The 3,108-nt window shown below is 37.2% G+C and carries 3 protein-coding genes; 2 read left to right on the forward strand and 1 reads right to left on the reverse strand.

Going from position 1 to position 3,108, the window contains the following annotated elements:
• Together ACIQ2X_RS15120 and ACIQ2X_RS15125 are read left to right on the forward strand one after the other, a co-directional pair.
• Positions 1 to 1,325 (forward strand): TonB-dependent receptor (locus ACIQ2X_RS15120; RefSeq protein WP_396179790.1); only part of this gene is annotated, 1,325 nt, incomplete at its 5' end.
• 252 nt (positions 1,326 to 1,577) lie between these two features.
• Positions 1,578 to 2,027, forward strand: a complete 450-nt coding sequence (locus ACIQ2X_RS15125; RefSeq protein WP_396179792.1) for a hypothetical protein — start codon at positions 1,578 to 1,580, stop codon at positions 2,025 to 2,027.
• Between the two features lie 253 nt (positions 2,028 to 2,280).
• Here ACIQ2X_RS15125 and ACIQ2X_RS15130 read toward each other — a convergent pair.
• Positions 2,281 to 3,108: M28 family peptidase (locus tag ACIQ2X_RS15130; RefSeq protein ID WP_396179793.1), on the reverse strand; the 828-nt coding region annotated here is incomplete at its 5' end.

The raw sequence follows: 3,108 nt of genomic DNA on the forward strand, positions 1-3,108 counted from the left end.
ATTTGACTTACGGAAGCAAGCAAGATTCCTACAATTGGAACATCGATTTGGGGTATCAAAATCAAGTGTACAATTGGTATGGATTGCCTGAATTTTTTGGAAACAATTTAACGGAAACCAATCAAAATAATTTGATAAACTCTATTGATCCACAACAAACTTATCATAATTTTTATATTGGTGGAAGCGTAGGAGCGAACGATGGTTTTTTTGACAAAGCAAAATTCAAATACAACCGATTTTGGGATGCAACTGGTTCCGAAGAAAATCATGTAACTTTCAAACCCTCGCTTAATTTAGGGGTTTCGGATTATTTTTTTAAGTTGAATTTTACAGTTGATTATTTGAATGCCAAATTTGATCAAGCCTATTCGGATGTTCCACTGGATCCAGCAACCACATTCGCTGGTGAAAATTCGAATTTAATTGTAAGTGCCAATCCTAATTTCCAATTGCTAAAAGACGATTTGACTATTAACTTAGGAGCCGAAGTAACGTATTTGTCGATTTTGAAAAGCAATTACGACGGCGTTATTGGCGATGCCGACAGTGATGTGTTTATTTACCCAAAAATTACGGCTTCCTATAAAGTGGTTGGCGATTTGATGGTGGCTTATGCTGGAGCCGAAGGCGGTTTGCAACAAAACACGTACAGAAATTTCACGAATATCAACCCGTTTTTGTCGCCTACGCAAATCATTCGTCCAACGGATAGTCAGTACGATCTATATGTAGGTTTAAAAGGGAAATTGGCCAATACCGTAAGTTATAACATTCGAGGTTCGTATTTGAATGAGAAAAATAAGGCACTATTTCGATCTAATGAATACACACAAAGTGCAGGTAATGAACCATACGCATTTGGAAATTCGTTTTCAGTGGTATATGATAATGTTAAAACAATGCAATTTTTCGGAGAACTAAAAGCCGATTTTTCGAAAAACATTACATTTGGAATCAATGCATCGGTAAGTAGTTTTAACGTGGATACTCAAGAGGAAGCTTGGAATTTGCCGCAATTGCAATTGGGTTCAAATCTGAATGTAGCCATTACTAAAAAATGGTTTGCTGGTGCCAATGTCTTTTTTATTGGCGAACGGATGGATTTTCAACTCGATCAGTCGTTTACCGAAATTACATCTGGAAAGCAAACTTTGGCGGGTTATTTTGATGCCAATTTAAACCTTGGTTACCGCCACAACGAACGCATTACAGCCTTTTTGAAAGCCAATAACATTGCCAATCAAGCCTACGAAAAATGGTTGAATTACCCGGTTCAACAATTGCAATTGCTTTTGGGAGCCAGTTACAAATTTGATTTCTGAGAATAACGCTTACTTGTCTTTATTGCAGTATTTTGCGTTAGGGGTTGAAGTGGAAATCCTTTTTTGTGGCTTTTTTTGCCACAAAAAAGATTGAAACGAAAGACCCGACCCCGATTTTTCATCGGGGGAACGCCCAAATAGAAAAGTATAAATCTTGACAATTACAGCAGACAAAAAAAAACCTACTACTATTAATAATGCCCTACCAATCTACAAGACGTTTTGTTTTGTGGTTTTTTTAATACAAATAAAATGACATTCAAAGCACAAATTATTGCTCAATATGAACAACGCATTCAAGATAAAATTGACGCTTTTCAGGATATGATTTCGTCTTTATCTGCTGATTCTAAAAATGATGCCAAAGGTTCCGCAGGCGACAAACACGAAACGGCTTTGTCGATGATGCACATCGAACAAGAAAAACTCAATTACAAATTAAAAGATCATTTGTATGATAGCTTGCAATTTTCCAGTATTGATTTTACAAAAAAATCAAATAAAGTACAAATCGGCAGCTTGGTGGAAGCCAATGCCCATTACTTTCTGATTGCAGTTGCATTACCTAAACTAGTAGTTCAAGGAGCTACTGTATTTGGGATTTCCCCTGAGTCTCCCTTAGCGAAAGAGCTTATCGGAAAAGAAGTGGGTCATACTTTTAGTATGAATAATATCAGTTACGAAATTATTGAAATTATTTAAGGTAAATGGTTTTTGAAAATAAACTCGAAAAATTTTAAGATTTTTGCCACGAATTATACAAATTCAATTTGTGTAATTTTGAAACAAAATTAAATTTCTGAGTTTAATTTGTTGATTTTATTGTCATTTTCCTTCGTCGGAATGAACAAAAGTTGGAAATGGTAGCTAGGCATTTTCAAGATAAAAAATGCCCCCAAATAGTGTCTAACTTTTCGGGGGCATTTTACTTAAAAATCGCTACTTCGTTACAGTACTACTTTCCATTTTTGTCGACGACCGGACGTTCACTTCGGTTGGCTAATTCCCAAGCCGTTGCAAACGCTAATTGCGTTCTTTTGGCTAAAGCATCGTACTCAATTTTATTAGGAGTATCGCCTGGCAAGTGATAATCGGCGTGTGAACCGTTGTAATAGAAAATGGAAGGAATGCCGAATTTGGCAAAATTGTAATGGTCGGAACGGTAGTAAATGCGTTCCGGATCGTTGAGGTCGTTGTATTTGTAATCCAATTCCATTTTGATGTATTTGGCGTTGGCTTCCTCGTTGATTTTGTGTAAATCAGTTGATAATCGATCGGACCCCACGACGTACACATAGTTATTGGTGTTTTTATGCAAATCATCACGGCGACCAATCATGTCGATATTGATGTTGGCAATCGTATTTTTTATAGGAAACAATGGATTTTCGGCATAATACCTCGAACCATGCAAACCTTTTTCTTCGCCTGTTACATGTAAAAATAGGATGGAACGTTTGGGGCCATTTCCTTCTTTTTTAGCTTTTTGAAATGCTTGGGCAATTTCCAATAAAGCAACCGTTCCCGAGCCATCGTCGTCGGCTCCGTTGTAAATTTCGCCATTTTTCGTTCCAACATGGTCGTAATGTGCCGAAATCACTAGAATTTCTTCGGGTTTTTCGCTGCCTTCAATAAACGCCCAGATGTTCTCAGAACTTTGAGGAGTGGGACTGTAGCTTCGTTTCATAAAGGCTGCGGGAACTTCTTGATAAAATGAGGTGGCGCCTTTTGGAAACGAAATCCCAATTTTTTGATATTCGGCAATCAGGTATTTGCCCGCTTT

Origin of the sequence: Flavobacterium sp. (assembly GCF_044368625.1) — a bacterium.
GTDB lineage: Bacteria > Bacteroidota > Bacteroidia > Flavobacteriales > Flavobacteriaceae > Flavobacterium.

Excerpts from the sequence above, each read along its gene's own strand:
- ACIQ2X_RS15125 (WP_396179792.1), top strand. The coding sequence starts at position 1,578 with ATGACATTCAAAGCACAAATTATTGCTCAATATGAACAACGCATTCAA.